The following is a 13276-nucleotide window of genomic DNA, read 5'->3' on the forward strand; positions in this document are numbered from 1 at the left end:
GCCCGGGTCTATGAGGAGAGGCGTGAGCGAGCCCCAGTCCTCCTACGCTGCTGACGAGCCGCGCCGCAGCCGCACCACGGCCATTGCCGCGGCGGCGTGCGTGCTGCTCGCCCTGCCCTTCCTCGTGCTGGGCCCCTACCTGCTCAGCGCCCAGGCCCGCGTGGAGCTGCGGTGCCAGCCCGGCGGCGTGTGCCTGCTGTTCCATTCCAGCTGGCTCACCCGCCACGAAGTGGCCAGCTTCGCGATGAAGGATGTGCAGGGCGTCAAGGTGGACCGGACCCGCGCCGCCCGCCGCAACCGCGTGCCCATCTTCCGGCCCACGCTGGTGACGGCGTACGGCGAGTACCCCCTCTTCTTCCAGTGGACCACCGAGGAAGCGGAAGCCACGCGCGTGAAGGCGCAGTTGGAGCAGGCCTTCGCGAGCTCCAGCGGGAAGACGGTGGAGTTCATCCGGGATGACCGCAACGCCTCCCTGCGCGTGGGCGGCTCCTTCAGCGGCGTGGGCGTGCTGCTGCTCGTCTTCGCCGCGTGGCTGGGATTGCGAACGCGGACACACCTGCGCACCGAACGGGCGCGCCGCGCCGCCTGAGCCCCCGGGGACGACGGGCCTTCGCCTCAGCCCCCGGCGAGCAGCAGGACGCCGACGAAGCGGGCCAGCACGAAGCCCGTCGTGACGCAGAAGGCCGCGCCGAAGCGCTCCAGGTCGAACCGGAACTGCCAGTCCCACAGCTTCACCTTCTGGAAGCCGGCCACGACGGCGCCCACGACGAAGGGGGCCAGCAACCCCACGGTCCACGCCAGCCATTCGTCGCCGATGAGGGGCTCGGCGGAGAGGCCCAGGCTGCCCGCCCCCAGCAGCACGCCCAGGCCCAGCAGGAGCAGCAGCCCGGCGGCGCCGAAGCGGCTCCTCTCCGAGTAGGTCGCCAGAACGCCCCGCATCAGCTCGATGAGCCCGTCCGCCAGCATGCCCCGATGTCTAAGACAGCCGGGCAGGCGATGAAAACACGCATCCACCGGGTCACTAGGTTCTACCGGGTGGGACAAAGGCCGTGGGCCCCGAGCCCTTCTCCGCGCGCAAAGCAGGCGAGCAGGCCAGGAAGCCCTCAACGGGCCCTTCGCCTGCTCCCCCTTCCCACCTGTACCTACGTGCCTAGTTTGTGGTCGATGCTGCGCGCCCTCCTCGGCCGTTGGAGAAGTTCCCTGCGCCTGCTCCAGCCGGCGCATGTCGGCGCGGAGCGCGCGAAAATCAGCGTCGCCCGGCTGGACCACGAGTACGCCAACAAGGTGGTCGCCTTGCAGAACGTGGACCTCAACGTCCGCTCGGGCGAATTCGTCTGCCTGCTGGGCCCGTCCGGGTGCGGCAAGTCCACGCTGCTCTACGCGCTGGCGGGGCACGTGGTGCCCACGGGGGGCTCGGTGTCCATCGACCGGCAGCCCATCCACGGGCCCGGGCCGGACCGGTTGCTGATGTTCCAGGAAGCCGCCTTGTTCCCGTGGCTCACCGTGCGCGGCAACATCACCTTCGCGCTGGCCGCCCGGGGCGTGCCCCGCGCCGAGCGCCGCGAGCGGGCGGACACCTACATCCAGCGGGTGCAACTGGGCGGCTTCGAGGACGCGCTGCCCCATCAGCTCTCCGGGGGCATGAAGATGCGGGCCTCGCTCGCCCGCGCGCTGGCGGTGGACCCGGCCGTGCTGCTGATGGACGAGCCCTTCGGTTCGCTGGACGCGCAGACGCGCATCCACATGCAGGAGCTCCTCCAGTCCATCTGGGTGCGCACGGGCAAGACGGTGGTGTTCGTCACCCACGACGTCCATGAAGCGCTGATGCTGGGCACCCGCGTGGTGCTGATGGCGCCCCGGCCGGGACGCGTGGTGCGGGATTTGGAAGTCCACCTGCCCATGCCGCGCCAGCCGGAGGACGTGGCGCTCAATGAAATGGTGCGGCACGTCGGCGGCCTGCTGCGTGAGGTGGAGGGCCGCGCCCACACACGCTCGCTCCAGCCAGCGCCCACCCGGGCCCCCGCCCGGCCCGTGCTCCGTCCGCAGGTGATTCCCGGCCCGTAGAGGTGCGTCATGAAACACCATGCTCAGAAGCTGCTGGTGGTCGCGTTGCTGATTGGCCTCTGGGAGCTGGTGGCCCGGATGGGCGTCTGGTCTCCCCACCTGCTGCCCCGGCCCCTGACGGTGGCCCAGAGCCTGGTGGCCATGGTCACCGACGGGCGACTGGTGGGCGCGGCGGGGCGCTCCCTGGGGCGGCTGCTGCGCGCCTACCTGATGTCGGTGGCCCTGGGCGTCCCCCTGGGCCTGCTGATTTCCCGCATCCCCTTCTTCCGCAACGCCGTGAAGCCGGTGGTGATGGGGCTGCAGGCGCTGCCGTCCATCTGCTGGCTGCCGCTGGCGCTGCTGTGGTTCGGGCTGACGGACGGCGCCATCCTCTTCGTCGTCGTCATGGGCAGCGTGCTGGGCATCGCCATCGCCACCGAGGACAGCGTCAACGGCGTGGACCCGCAGCTCACCCGCGTGGCCAGCACCCTGGGCGTGCGAGGCCTGCGCTTCCAGTTTGGCGTGCTGCTGCCCGCGGCCCTGCCCGGCATCGTCACCGGACTGAAGCTGGGATGGAGCTTCGCCTGGCGCGCGCTGCTGGCCGGTGAGCTGCTCTTCGTCTCCGGCGGCCTGGGGCAGTTGCTCACGGTGGGCCGCGAGCTGATGGACGTGCCCCAGGTCATGGCCGTCATGGTGGCCATCGTCATCATCGGCACCGCGGTGGACCGTGTCCTCTTCCAGACGGTGGAGGTGCGGCTGCGGCGGCGGTGGGGGCTGACGGCGACGACGTGAGGCCCCCGGCCGTGTGGCGCCTGACGCTTGGACTCGGGCGGGCGTTGAAATCCCGCCGCCGCGTCACACCTTCAGCGGCCATGCGTGTCTTCCGCTCCCTGTTGCCCGTGGTGGTCGCTGGACTGGCGGTGCTCGGCGCGGGCTGCAAGCGCGAGTCCGCCGCGCGCGGCCCGGACGCGCCGCTGCGCCTGGGCTTCTTCCCCAACATCACCCACGCCCAGGCCCTGGTGGGCAACGCGGAGGGCACGTTCGCCTCGCAGCCGGGTGTGGGCCGCCTGGAGGTGATGCAGTTCAACGCGGGCCCCGCCGCCATGGAGGCGCTGGTGGCCGGCTCACTGGACGTGTCCTACGTGGGCAGCGGTCCGGCCATCAACACGTTCCTCAAGGCCGGGCGCGAGCTGCGCGTCATCGCCGGCGCGGTGAACGACGGCGCGGTGCTGGTGGTGCGCACGGTGAAGACGCCCGCGGAGCTCAAGGGCAAGAAGCTGGCGTCGCCGCAGTTGGGCAACACGCAGGACATCGCCCTGCGCTACTGGCTCAAGCAGCAGGGGCTGACGACGCGCCTGGACGGCACCGGGGACGTGCAGATCTTCCCGCTGAGCAACCCGGACATCCTGGGTCAGTTCCTGCGCGGCGGCATTGAGGGCGCCTGGGTGCCGGAGCCCTGGGGCGCGCGCCTGGTGGCCGAGGGCAAGGGCCACATCCTGGTGAATGAGAAGGACTTGTGGCCCGGCGGGCGCTTTCCCACCACGGTGCTGGTGACGACGCGACAGGTACTGGAGACGCAGCGCCCGCGCGTGGTCGCCCTGCTGCGCGCGCACGTGCGACTCACCGAGCGCTGGCAGGAGGACCCAGCCGGCTTCACCACCGCGGCCAACGCCGCGTTCGGCCGCCTCACGAGCAAGCCGCTGCCCGCCGGCATCCTCCAGCAAGCCTTCTCCCGGCTGGAGCCCAGCCTGGACCCGGTGCCACAGGCGCTCGCCACCGCGGCCGAGCACGCGAAGACGCTGGGCTTCATCACCGACGCCAACATCGACGGGCTGGTGGACCTGAGCCTCCTGGACGAGGCACGGGCGAGCGCCGCGAAGTGATGACGACGGAACACAGCCGGGGTGACGCGGGCTCGAGGCCGGGGGAGGATGCGCGCCCATGAAGATGGAGCGTGTGGAGGAGACGCTGGAGCGCATCCGGTTGGAGGCCGAGCGCGCCCCCGGCGGGGTGCTGGCCTTCGACGGCGATGGCACGCTGTGGAGCGGGGACGTCGGAGACGACCTGTTCCTGGCCCTGCTGGAGCACGGCGACATCCGCCCGGAAGCGCACGCCGCCCTCGGGCGGCTGGCCACCGCGCATGGCTTCGAGAAGGGCCTGCCCGCGCGCGAGCTGGCACACCAGCTCTTCGCCGCCTTCGAGGCGGGGCGGATTCCGGAGAAGGACATCTACGAGATGGTGGCGTGGCTCTTCGCCGGCTGGCGCGTGGACGCGGTGCGCGCCTTCGCGAAGGACGTGGTGGCCCGCCACGCGGTCAAACAGCGCATCCACCCGGAGAGCCGCCGCGTCGTCGAGTGGGCCCGCGGCCAGGGCATCCCCTGCTACGTGGTCAGCGCCTCGCCGCTCGCCGTCGTGGAGGCCGCCGTTCATGAAGTGGGGCTGGACCCCTTGAACGTGCTGGCCTGCACGCCGCGCACGGAGGATGGGACAGTGCTGGCCGGCATCGTCGAGCCCATTCCCTACGCGGCCGGGAAGGTGCACTGCCTGCGCTCGCGCACGTCCCAGCCGCTCTACGCGGCCTTCGGGGACAACGTGTTCGACCTGGAGTTGCTGGCGGCCTCGCGCGTGCCGGTGGCCATCCGGCCCAAGCCGCGGCTCCGGGCGAGGGCAGCGGAGCTGCCCTCGCTCGTCCAGCTCCACCCGGAGGACTGAAGCGCGTCAGTCCTTCGGCTGCACCTCGCCGGCGAGCGCCAGCGCCACGTTCTCCGTGGTGTTCTCCACCTGGTAGACGGCCACCACGTGCTGGCCCTTCTCCGGCTGCTTGCGGATGCGCAGCGCGCTCAGGTCCAGGGGCACCACGGCGCCGGGCTCCGTCTCCAGGTAGAGCATCTGCCCGTTGAGCTTCAGCACCTTGCCGGACAGGCGCTTCATCTCCTCCTGGTCCGGCGTCACCTCGCGGATGGGCATGCCCACGCCATTGGCCTGGGGGCCCACGTCCAGGTTGCGCTGACTGCCGCTGCTGGAGCGGTCAATGGACATGGTCGCGCCGAAGTTGGTGAAGTTCCGGTCCAGGCCCTCCTGTCTGGGCACATTGCCAGCGCCAGAGCCGTCATTCGGGGAGTTGACGGGTTCACGGGCCAGGACAGCCACCGGCACCATCAGCGCCGCCACGGCGGCGGCCCGCCAGTTCCCAGCGTGCATTCGTTTCATGGGTCCTCCTCCTGGAGGGGCCGTGAGCCCCCCGTTGCCGACAAGCTAGGCCCTGGCCCGAGGTCCCAGCCCTGTGGACGGAACGTTCCGTCGCCCCAAGGGCCGTGCGCCATGCGGCACGCCGGGCCCTCAACCGCGGGCCTGCGCCTTGAGACTCAAGGCGCGAAGACGGGTGTTCGCCTCCCGCCGGCTCTCGAGGGAGATCGCCGGGCGCTGCAGGATTCGCAGGTAGGCCTGGTAGCGGCGCCGGGCCGCGGCCCTCGCGCCCGCCCGTTCCTCCAGTTGGCCCAACCGGAAGTTCGCATCCGCGACGAGGCCCCGTGCCCACCGGACGCCTTCGCCACACTCGCGAGTGCCCATCACCTCCGGCTTCTGCCGGGCCAGGGACAGGAAGAGCTTCCGGGCGTCGTCCGCGTTCCCGCGCGCCATGAGCGCGTTCGCCAGCCCCCACCGCCCCAGTGGACAGCGCGGCACGCTTTCGAGCACTTTCAGATAGAGGCGTGACGCCTTGGAGTACTTCCTCTGCTCGTACCAGGCATCCGCCTGACGGACGTGCAGCCAGTGGTCCTCGGGAGTCCCTCGCAGGGACTCGGAGATGAGTTGCTCCAACTCACTCCACTGCTGCGCGGAGAAGAGCGCGTCGATTCGCTTGCTGATACGACGTTTTTCAGCGTCGCTGAGCGTGTCTGGTCTTTTCTTCACGAGGCCCCCCCTGACTCATTTCTTCGCGGACTCTTTCTTCCGCTTCGCTTCTTCCTTCTTCTCCTTGCCGCCCGAGCGCGTCTTCGTGTGCTCCGCGGCCAGCATCCAACGGGCCTCCGGCAGCACCGTGGGGCTCAGGGACAAGACTGACCGCGGGACTTCGGAGCAGGCGCCAGGGTCGTCGCCCCCACCACCGCGCTGACCGTGGCGCCGACGGGGGCCCCGACAATGGCGTCCGTGATGGCGCCCGCCGTCCACCTGCCTCCATTCCCCCAACGGACCGTGGACGTCGCGTCCCCAGAGGAGGCTTGCGTGCAACCCCCCAGTACACCCAGCAACACCAGACAGGTGATGCGCATCACGTTTTTCGTATCGAGCATGGAGTGTCTTTGAAGCCCGAAGTGGCGCTGACGACGCGGCTTCCCCCCTTGGCCCATACAAGCGCCTAGTTTCAACCCTGCCCAATTCACTATCATTGCGTCAAGCTTTATCCCCGAGTAACATTCAATGACACATCGGCATCCCTTGTGCCGTCGTTGTCCGGGCTGAGGCCCGGTCCTCCAGGGAGGACCGTCCAATATTCAGCCGGTCCTCGCCGGGTGCATCCTCTCCCCTTGAGCGATTCAGGCTAGGGTGCGCCATCCTGCCCGGATCCTTTTTCCCGCCGCCCTCGTGGCGGCAACACGCAGAGGCCGCACGTGAACGGTCGCAACGAAGAGCATCGCATCGCCCTCTTCATCGATTTCGAGAACCTCGTCACCAACACGGGCATCAGCTCCGCGAGCTTCGACTTGCAGCCCTCGCTCGACCGGCTGCTGGAGAAGGGCAAGGTCGTCTTCCGCCGCGCCTACTGCGACTGGTCCCGCTTCGCCGAGGCCAAAATCCGGCTGCACGAGTTCGGCGTGGAGCTCATCGACGTGCCGCCCTCCACGCGGGCCGGCAAGAATGGCGCGGACATGCGCCTGGTCATCGACGCGCTGGAGCTGTGCTACGCGCGCGAGAGCATCGACACCTTCGTCATCGGCTCCGGGGACAGCGACTTCTGCCCGCTGGCCTACAAGCTGCGTGAGAACGGGCGCACCGTCATCGGGCTCGCGGTGAAGGAGTCCACGTCGCCGCTCTTCGTGAAGGCCTGCGACGAATTCATCTACCTGCGCCCGCGCCAGTCACGCTCCGACAAGGGCGACAAGGAGAAGGGCCGGCAGAGCGTGTCCGCCGAGGAGGCGGGACACGGCAAGCGCGGCGGCCGCCAGGGGCGCGACGAGAAGGGCCGGGGAGACAAGGAGAAGACGCCGCAGGGTGGCGGCAAGTCCCAGCCGAAGACGGAGGTGCCGGACATCGCCCGCGAGGTGGTGCAGAGCATGCTGGCGCGCGCCACCGGGCCGGTGAATCCGTCCCTCATCAAGGAAGCCATCGTCCGCAAGGAGCCCGACTTCGACGAGCGCGAGCACGGCTTCTCCACCTTCGCCCGGCTGCTGGCCGCGCTGGAGCAGCAAGGCCTGCTGCGCCGCATCCAGCAGGGCCGCCAGTGGTACGTGGTGGCGGCGGACTTCGACGTCGGCAGTGGCGACAGCAAGGGCAAGAAGCGCGGCCCCGCGCACACCGCCGAGGAAGACGACGAGCTGGAGTCCTACCCGGACCCGGACGAAGACGAGGGCTGAGCCCCCGCCCCCGCGACTACGCCCCCGCCGGGGGCGTGGTGGCCTCGAAGAGGTGCTCGAGGAACTCGGGCAGCAGGCTGGCGGAGATGACCCACAGCTTGCCTTCGCCCAGGTCCGCGAGCGACGCGCGCTCCACGTACTCCACGCAGGCCGCTTCCACGTAGTGGATGAACACCTTGCGCTCGCGCGCGCGGTACCAGTCCGCCGCGTGGGCCAGCAGCGCCACCATGGCGTCCTGGGCCTCCTTCGTCGCGTCGTCCACCAGCGGCACCAGCCGCACGCCGTCCAGCACGTTGAAGAGGTTGAGGCCCGGCTGCGCCGTCTCGAACACCGCCAGGACGACGGGCTTGCCCTCATGCCGCGCCACCACCAGCTCGCGCTCGCGGCCCATGCCCGCCTCGCCCCAGCGCTCCTTGGCGCGCTTGAGGTCGAAGCGCTCCGGCACCAGGTCCAGCGCCTCGCGGTAGGCCAGCGGACGCGTGCGCTCCACCTGCTGGAAGAAGGCGGCGCGCTCGGCCTCCGTGGGCGTGCCCACCTCGATGCCCGCGGGGACTTCCCAGGCCCCGTCCACCTCCGCCTCCATCAACTGGAAGGGCACGAGGCACGTCTGGCCCGTGTGCTCGTACCAGGTGGCGAAGTCGAACTTGGTGAAGCGCACCCAGCGCACGCGGGCCTCGCAGAAGGCGAAGAACCACTTCACCTCCGGGTCCACCTGCGTGGGCTCGTAGCCGCGCAGGTAGATGTCGCGCAGCGCCTCGCGCGCCGACGTGCGGCTGCCCTTCACCGGCTGACGCGCCAGCTGGTGCGCCATCCAGCTGCCTTCGTACGGCTTCACCACCGACAGCGTGGCGCCCACGGACTGCCCCTCCGGGTGCACCACCCGGTAGCCCAGCCGCGTCCGGCCCTCCAGCCGCGCCAGCGTGGCGTCGAAGCTGGGGTGCGCGTCCTCGAAGTCCTCCGGCGACTTGCCCGGCAGCCGGAAGTAGCCCGAGCCGTCGAAGAGCTTCCAGGTGGCATCCCCCCAGTCACCCTCCACCTGGGTGGCCGGGTGCATCTGCGCCTCCACCAGCGCGCGCCACGCCTGCGCGCCCGCCGCATCCAGGGGACGCACGGACATGCCGCAGCGGCGGCCCGCCGCGGTGCTGGAGATGTTGCGCACCTCGGCGCGCAGCCGCACCGGCGCCATTCCTTCCGTCACGACCTCCAGCACCGGCTGGCGCAGGCCCGGGTACAGCAGGTCCTCGCCGGGCTCCGTCAGGAAGGCGATGCCCTCATAGGACAGGTCCAACACCTGACGCCGCACGTGCACCTGGGGCCACAGCGGATGATCGAAGGACAGCGTGCAGGCACGGCTCGGCGGCGCGCGCCGCAGCCAGCGGTGGCGGTAACGGACGAGCTCCCGGGGCAGCGGCATCAGCACCAGGCCGGACTCCTCGCGCGCCTCGCTGACCTCCAGGTGCACCACGCTGCTGTAGCCGAAGGCCTCCAGGGTGAAGGGCTGCGCGGGCAGTCCGCCCTCGAAGCGCCAGCCCATGCGGCCTTCGCGCGGGTCGAAGTACGCGGCCGTCACCGGCACCTTGCGCCCGTCCGCGGTCCGCGCCATGCCGCGCGCCTGTCTGCCCACCAGCGCGTCGCAGATGCGCCGCACGCGGTCAGGGTGCTCGATGCGCTCCTTCCACACCGGCCGCGTCTCCGGCGGGAGCAGCAGGCCGTTGTCACGCAGGGCCTCCAGCACGGAGACGATTCGGCGGCCCGCGTCCAGGGGCGGCGCCAGGAAGCGCATGCTCACCTCCGGCGCGCCGCGCACGTCCATGACCTCCACGTCCAGCGCGGTGGCCCATCGCTCGCCATGGCCCAGCACCACGGAGGCGGTGTCTCCCGGCTTTGGCGCTGCCTGCGTACCGAGGTTCAGCGTCAGGTGCTCCAACGACAGCTGCACCAGCCGACACGGCGCCTGGAGGTTTCCGAATGACGCCACCGCCGTCAGTTCCGTCCCCATCCGGTAACCGAGCATCGACGCCCGGCCGCTCAACCCTTCCAGCGTGTCCGCCTGCATGACAGCTCCGTTGTCTGAAGGAGGCCGATTGTACGGCTTCACAGGTGCGAGACTTGAGAATTCTCACTGGAAGCGTGAGCACGAAAGAGCCGTGCGTAACCTGTTCTCCAGGACAGGACTGGATGTCTTATTTTTCAAGTGTCACACGGATGGTCATTTCCCTCTCGGACGGGATGTGTGCCCGCATCCCATCGGGTCCGTGTGCACCCGGTTTTTCGGGGGTGAGGTGGTGTGGCATGGCCACCGGGAGGGTGAGCGCTCGTACGCCTGCCCGCTGAGGTGGCACCGGCTCCGTCAGCGGGTTAGGGGGAAGAGCATGCCGCGCAACACCCTCTGCCTTCGTTGCGGCATGTGCTGTGACGGAACGCTTTTCACGCACGTGTCGCTCCAGCCGGAGGAAGCCCTGGCGCTCCAGCGGCGGGGATTGCCCGTGGGCGCACGCACGGATGGAAGTCTCGCCTTGCTGCAACACTGCTCGGCCCTGGATGAGCGCACGTGCACCATCTACGAGGACCGCCCCGCGAGCTGCAGGCGTTATCACTGTCAGCTCTTCTCCGCGCTGGTTGAGAAGGAAGTCTCGCTGGACGAAGCGCTCGCGGTGGTGGACGAGGCCCATGCGCGAGTGGCCGGCGTGGCGCGCACGCTGGCGCCTGCCTCGGAACAGGCGCCGCGCTCGGTGCTGCAACGCGCCCGGCGCGCGAACCTGCGCGAGCACGGCGGCCCGCTGTCCGCGACGGACCTGGCCACCTACGAGCATGCGGAGGTCTATCTGGATACACACTTCCGGGGGCGCTTCGGACGTTGGGATTGAGCGCGGCGACGCGGTGAATCCCAGCCGCCTCGCCCCCCCGTGTGGCTACGATGCGGGCGCGATAATCCGGGCCGTGCTTCCACGGCGCCGCGTGACACCGAGGACTTCGATGAAGACGAACGCGTCCGTGCTGGCGGTGATGACGTGCTCCCTGCTGACGGCGCCGTTGGCCATCGCGGATGACACGGCCCCTGTGAAGTCCGCCTCGGTGGATTTGAACGGTGATGGCACGCCGGAGGCCGTGTCCATCCAGTTCGACGAACCGAAGAACGAGTTCATCCTCAAGGCGGGCAGCGCCACCATCCGGGGCCCCGGTGATGACAATGAGCCCGCGGGCGTGTTCATCGTGGACCTGGACAGCCGGGACAAGCGCAAGGAGCTGGTGGTGCGCACCGGGCAGACGGACTACGACCAGCGCTCGTACATCTACGGCTTCGATGGCAAGGCGCTGAAGCTGCTGGGCACCGTGCCCGCGCTCACCGAGGCCAAGGGCAACGGCATCATCCTGTCCGACTCATGGCAGGGCTTCTGGAACCGGCGCGACAAGTACGTCGTGGACGCGAAGACGGGCAAGGTGTCCGAGGTGCCGCAGGACCTGTACGCCGTTGGCGTCGAGGCAACGGTGAAGCAGTCCTTCCCCCTGGCGCGCAGCCGCACGGACAAGAGCGCCGTCGCGACGTTGGCCCAGGGCTCGAAGATTCAGGTCCTCGCCGCCGCGCCCTCGGGCCGCAAGGATGAGGGCTACCTCTACCTGGTGAAGTCCTCCACGGGGCTGCTCGGGTGGGCCACCGCGAAGGATTTGACGGGGAAGACGGACGGCCTGCCGCTCGCGGGTTGAGGGCAAGCACGCGCCGGTTACTCGGCCAGTGACAGCTCGATGCGGCCGAGCTGCTCGTCGGTGGAGGTCACCTTCACCGTCACCGGCATGCCCACGGTGAACGTCCGCTCCTTGCCCACCAGGGACAGCTCGCGCGCGTCCGGCCGGAAGGGGCCTCCGGACAGGGCATCCGCGGGCACCACGCCTTCCACCAACATGCCGTCCAGTTGCACCACCAGGCCGAAGGGCCGCACCCGCGTCACACGCGCCTGGAACTGCTTGCCCACGTGCCCCGCCATCCACCGCGCCTCCAACTCGCGGTGCCGGTCGTTCTCCGCCCGCGTCGACGCGCGCGCCTTCGCGTTGATGTGCACCGCGAGCGCCTCCACCCCCGGGTCTTCATCCACGAAGTCCCGGCGCCCACGCAGGTACCCCTTCAACGTCCGGTGCACCGCCAGGTCCGCGTACCGGCGAATCGGTGACGTGAAGTGCAGGTACAGCGGCGCCGCCAGGCCGAAGTGCGGCCCCGGCTTCACCGTGTAGCGCGACGGGCCCAGTGAGCGCCGCAGCACCGAACGCAGCGCCGGCTCCGCCACCGCGCCCGCGATCTGCCGGTCGAACGCCGCCAGCGCGAGCGGCGTCAGCTCCCGTCCGAAGCCCGCCGCGAAGCCGGACGTCTCCGCGAACGCATTCAGGTCCGCCACCCGCAACGGGTCCGGCTGCTCGTGCACGCGGTACACCCCGGGCAGGCCGCGCGCCAGCAGCCACCCGGCGATGGCCTCGTTCGCCGCCACCATGAAGCGCTCAATCATCGCGTGCGCCGACGTCGGCTTCTCACTCACCAGCCCGGACAGCTCGCCCGTCGCCTGGTCGAAGGTGAAGCGCGCCTCGTCCCGCGCGAACTCCATGCCGCCTCGCGCGGCCCGCGCCACCGCCAGCCGCGCCGCCGCCAGCCGGAACCACGGCATCACCTCGCGCACCGGCTCCATGGGCGCCGACACCTCACCCCGGTCCAGGAAGGCGGCCACCTCGTCGTAGTTCAGCCGCGCCCACGAGCGGATGACGCTCTCGTACACGTCCGCCGCCGTCACCCGGCCCTGCGGGTCGATGCGCAGCTCCACCGTGAGGCACAGCCGCTCCTCGCCCGGCACCAGGCTCAGCCAGTGCGAAGACAGCGCTTCCGGCAACATCGGCAGCACGCGCCCCGCCAGGTACACGCTGGTGGCCCGCTCACGTGCCTCGGCGTCCAGCGCCGTGCCCTGCTTCACGTACTCCCCCACGTCCGCGATGGACACCAGGAGCCGCAGCGCCCCGTCCGGTCCCGCCGGCAGCACCGAAATGGCGTCGTCGATGTCCCGCGTGGATGGCGCATCCACCGTCACCGTGGGCACGTCCCGCAAGTCCCTCCGCGCGCCCACCGCATGCGGCACCGCGTGCGCGCCCCGCGCTTCCTCGACGACTTCCGCGGAGAAGTCCTTGCGCAGCCCGTGCCGGGCGATGACGCGCTCCAGGGAGCGGTCCTCCCCTTCCTCCACCCGGTAGAGCAGCACCACCTTGCCTTCGTCGATGCGCGCCACCACCGCGTCACCGGCCTTCACCTGCGTCCCCGCCGGGTCGAGCACCCAGTCCGCGTTGGCCACCTCGCGGTCCACGTGGAGCAGGGTCGCGCCCTTGCGCAGCACCACCTCGCCGTAGACCTGCGTGCGAGGCCGCTCCACCAACGACAACTGGCTGGCCGACCAGCGCCCATCCGCGCCCGCCGTCACCGTGGCCGTGACGACGTCCCCGGCGAAGTATGGATTGAGGTCGGGCGGAGGGACGAAGGCCGACAGCACCTCGGGCGAACCGGGCGTCTGAACGGTGAGGAAGCCGAAGCCTCGAGGGTGGACGTCGAGACGGCCGGTGACGGTGCGGGGCGAAACGGAAGTATCCATGGAACCTTGGGCGCGTGTTTAGCCCACTCCCATCCTGGGAAA

14 protein-coding genes are annotated in these 13276 nt (G+C 70.2%); 8 read left to right on the plus strand and 6 right to left on the minus strand.

Going from position 1 to position 13276, the window contains the following annotated elements; genetic code table 11:
- Nucleotides 1-589 (plus strand): hypothetical protein (locus HNV26_RS17775; protein WP_253816724.1); only part of this gene is annotated, 589 nt, incomplete at its 5' end.
- A 26-nt stretch (nucleotides 590-615) separates the two neighbouring features.
- On the opposite strand, the gene HNV26_RS17780 is transcribed toward HNV26_RS17775, so the two are convergent.
- Complete coding sequence (locus HNV26_RS17780) at nucleotides 616-966, minus strand: hypothetical protein (protein WP_171442630.1); 351 nt, start codon at nucleotides 964-966, stop codon at nucleotides 616-618.
- A gap of 198 nt (nucleotides 967-1164) precedes the next feature.
- Here HNV26_RS17780 and HNV26_RS17785 point away from each other — a divergent pair, with 198 nt between their 5' ends.
- The 4 genes from HNV26_RS17785 to HNV26_RS17800 all read left to right on the plus strand — a co-directional run bounded on the left by HNV26_RS17785 (nucleotide 1165) and on the right by HNV26_RS17800 (nucleotide 4755).
- Nucleotides 1165-2064: an ABC transporter ATP-binding protein gene (locus HNV26_RS17785; protein ID WP_171442631.1), complete on the plus strand. Its 900-nt coding sequence runs from the start codon at nucleotides 1165-1167 to the stop codon at nucleotides 2062-2064.
- A gap of 9 nt (nucleotides 2065-2073) precedes the next feature.
- Entirely contained in the window at nucleotides 2074-2835 is a 762-nt protein-coding gene (locus HNV26_RS17790; protein ID WP_171442632.1) for an ABC transporter permease, read from the plus strand.
- A gap of 80 nt (nucleotides 2836-2915) precedes the next feature.
- Nucleotides 2916-3926, plus strand: a complete 1011-nt coding sequence (locus HNV26_RS17795; RefSeq protein WP_171442633.1) for an ABC transporter substrate-binding protein — start codon at nucleotides 2916-2918, stop codon at nucleotides 3924-3926.
- Nucleotides 3927-3984: 58 nt separating this feature from the next.
- Complete coding sequence (locus tag HNV26_RS17800; protein ID WP_171442634.1) at nucleotides 3985-4755, plus strand: HAD family hydrolase; 771 nt, start codon at nucleotides 3985-3987, stop codon at nucleotides 4753-4755.
- Between the two features lie 6 nt (nucleotides 4756-4761).
- On the opposite strand, the gene HNV26_RS17805 is transcribed toward HNV26_RS17800, so the two are convergent.
- The 3 genes from HNV26_RS17805 to HNV26_RS39000 all read right to left on the minus strand — a co-directional run bounded on the left by HNV26_RS17805 (nucleotide 4762) and on the right by HNV26_RS39000 (nucleotide 6099).
- Nucleotides 4762-5253 (minus strand): hypothetical protein, encoded by a 492-nt coding sequence (locus HNV26_RS17805; RefSeq protein WP_171442635.1) that lies wholly within the window; start codon nucleotides 5251-5253, stop codon nucleotides 4762-4764.
- Between the two features lie 129 nt (nucleotides 5254-5382).
- Nucleotides 5383-5955 carry a tetratricopeptide repeat protein gene (locus HNV26_RS17810; protein WP_171442636.1) on the minus strand — a complete coding sequence of 191 codons (573 nt, stop codon included), beginning with the start codon at nucleotides 5953-5955 and terminating at the stop codon, nucleotides 5383-5385.
- A 15-nt stretch (nucleotides 5956-5970) separates the two neighbouring features.
- Nucleotides 5971-6099, minus strand: coding sequence for a hypothetical protein (locus HNV26_RS39000; RefSeq protein ID WP_301338483.1), 129 nt, complete (start codon nucleotides 6097-6099; stop codon nucleotides 5971-5973).
- 554 nt (nucleotides 6100-6653) lie between these two features.
- On the opposite strand from HNV26_RS39000, the gene HNV26_RS17820 reads away from it, so the two are divergent.
- Nucleotides 6654-7616, plus strand: a complete 963-nt coding sequence (locus HNV26_RS17820) for an NYN domain-containing protein (protein WP_171442637.1) — start codon at nucleotides 6654-6656, stop codon at nucleotides 7614-7616.
- A 16-nt stretch (nucleotides 7617-7632) separates the two neighbouring features.
- Here HNV26_RS17820 and HNV26_RS17825 read toward each other — a convergent pair whose 3' ends face one another.
- Nucleotides 7633-9672, minus strand: coding sequence for a PilZ domain-containing protein (locus HNV26_RS17825; protein WP_171442638.1), 2040 nt, complete (start codon nucleotides 9670-9672; stop codon nucleotides 7633-7635).
- A gap of 316 nt (nucleotides 9673-9988) precedes the next feature.
- On the opposite strand from HNV26_RS17825, the gene HNV26_RS17830 reads away from it, so the two are divergent.
- Complete coding sequence (locus HNV26_RS17830) at nucleotides 9989-10483, plus strand: YkgJ family cysteine cluster protein (RefSeq protein WP_171442639.1); 495 nt, start codon at nucleotides 9989-9991, stop codon at nucleotides 10481-10483.
- A gap of 109 nt (nucleotides 10484-10592) precedes the next feature.
- A complete protein-coding gene (locus HNV26_RS17835) occupies nucleotides 10593-11321 on the plus strand; it encodes a hypothetical protein (RefSeq protein WP_253816725.1) in 729 nt (242 codons plus the stop codon).
- A 17-nt stretch (nucleotides 11322-11338) separates the two neighbouring features.
- On the opposite strand, the gene HNV26_RS17840 is transcribed toward HNV26_RS17835, so the two are convergent.
- Nucleotides 11339-13234, minus strand: a complete 1896-nt coding sequence (locus HNV26_RS17840) for a ribonuclease R family protein (protein WP_171442641.1) — start codon at nucleotides 13232-13234, stop codon at nucleotides 11339-11341.
- Nucleotides 13235-13276 lie beyond the last annotated feature (42 nt).

The organism is Myxococcus xanthus (assembly GCF_013116825.1).
GTDB lineage: Bacteria > Myxococcota > Myxococcia > Myxococcales > Myxococcaceae > Myxococcus > Myxococcus xanthus_B.

What these genes read in the sequence shown, in the direction of transcription:
- HNV26_RS17785 (WP_171442631.1), top strand. Translation starts at nt 1,165, where the DNA reads ATGCTGCGCGCCCTCCTCGGCCGTTGGAGAAGTTCCCTGCGCCTGCTC.
- HNV26_RS17795 (WP_171442633.1), top strand. Translation starts at nt 2,916, where the DNA reads ATGCGTGTCTTCCGCTCCCTGTTGCCCGTGGTGGTCGCTGGACTGGCG.
- HNV26_RS17825 (WP_171442638.1), bottom strand. Translation starts at nt 9,672, where the DNA reads ATGCAGGCGGACACGCTGGAAGGGTTGAGCGGCCGGGCGTCGATGCTC.
- HNV26_RS17780 (WP_171442630.1), bottom strand. Translation starts at nt 966, where the DNA reads ATGCTGGCGGACGGGCTCATCGAGCTGATGCGGGGCGTTCTGGCGACC.
- HNV26_RS17790 (WP_171442632.1), top strand. Translation starts at nt 2,074, where the DNA reads ATGAAACACCATGCTCAGAAGCTGCTGGTGGTCGCGTTGCTGATTGGC.
- HNV26_RS17835 (WP_253816725.1), top strand. Translation starts at nt 10,593, where the DNA reads ATGAAGACGAACGCGTCCGTGCTGGCGGTGATGACGTGCTCCCTGCTG.
- HNV26_RS17840 (WP_171442641.1), bottom strand. Translation starts at nt 13,234, where the DNA reads ATGGATACTTCCGTTTCGCCCCGCACCGTCACCGGCCGTCTCGACGTC.
- HNV26_RS17805 (WP_171442635.1), bottom strand. Translation starts at nt 5,253, where the DNA reads ATGAAACGAATGCACGCTGGGAACTGGCGGGCCGCCGCCGTGGCGGCG.
- HNV26_RS17800 (WP_171442634.1), top strand. Translation starts at nt 3,985, where the DNA reads ATGAAGATGGAGCGTGTGGAGGAGACGCTGGAGCGCATCCGGTTGGAG.
- HNV26_RS17830 (WP_171442639.1), top strand. Translation starts at nt 9,989, where the DNA reads ATGCCGCGCAACACCCTCTGCCTTCGTTGCGGCATGTGCTGTGACGGA.